1 protein-coding gene is annotated in these 844 nt (G+C 57.2%); it reads right to left on the bottom strand.

The window, feature by feature from the left end:
* Window positions 1-53 precede the first annotated feature (53 nt).
* Window positions 54-746 carry a DUF6602 domain-containing protein gene (locus AO501_RS18070; RefSeq protein ID WP_197419882.1) on the bottom strand — a complete coding sequence of 231 codons (693 nt, stop codon included), beginning with the start codon at window positions 744-746 and terminating at the stop codon, window positions 54-56.
* Window positions 747-844 lie beyond the last annotated feature (98 nt).

The raw sequence follows: 844 nt of genomic DNA, 5'->3' as shown, positions 1-844 counted from the left end.
ACCCACCCGACCATCCAGAGGAGGACGCTCAGTAAATACCGCGCAACGGTGCCTCATTCAGGTTGACAGGTTCCGCTTAGCTTCCAGTTCTTAAAGGCGAGTTCGCCACCTGAGGGGTAGGTGTCAGTAAGCCTGAACCCATCTGCCAGAGGCTGGACGGTAGGGTCGTTAATCGATAGTTTCCACCACAGGGTGCCAATGAAGTGGGTCAGGGGGGATAGCGGCTGCGGGTCGTCATAGCGGTGACGGAGACCTGAGAAGACGGCATCGCCGCCCGTAAACAGGTCCAATAGCTGCTGCGGCATATTTGTGGCTAGCGACAACGGCATCTGCATGTTTCTCCAGGTTTCGGCCCTCACGATCGATGTCGACCTGACCCAATGGCCAAAGTCCGCGATGCAGAGCACGTCGAGACCCTCTCGCGGTTTCTCCACCTGGTGGTCTTGCTCATCCACGAGCCTCTTGATCTTCTGTTTTCCGTCGTCTGCTTGGGACCACTGACTCGACTCACCCAGGAGGCCAAAAAATACTGGCGGAGCTAAGCATTCCCTCGGTGTTGTGTCACGGATTTTCATCCCTCGGCGGAGCAGAGCTGCATCCTCGTAGGCCTCAAGAACATGAGCGCGCTTGACTGTCCGCTTCACGCTGAAAACGGCCGCCACACCAGCCGCAAGAACTTGATGCTTCTTGCGCAGAGCCACCGGGTAATGAGGGTGGAAGACAACAAGATCGTGCTCCTTCGTCATCACCGGCCCATCACTAGTTTCGGTCGCGTCCTAAAGCCGGTGTAAAAGGGGCCGGGCGTAGGTTCTGCTTCGAGACCGCCAAGTCATCGAAGGAAAGG

It is taken from the genome of Mycobacterium gordonae (genome assembly GCF_001417955.2).
Taxonomy (GTDB): Bacteria; Actinomycetota; Actinomycetes; order Mycobacteriales; family Mycobacteriaceae; genus Mycobacterium; species Mycobacterium gordonae_B.
The sequence above is the reverse complement of the archived record's forward strand: the minus strand, read 5'-3'. Positions and strand labels throughout refer to the sequence as shown.

Bases quoted from the DNA above. Each gene is read 5' to 3' on its own strand.
- AO501_RS18070 (WP_197419882.1), bottom strand. From the start codon at position 746: ATGACGAAGGAGCACGATCTTGTTGTCTTCCACCCTCATTACCCGGTG.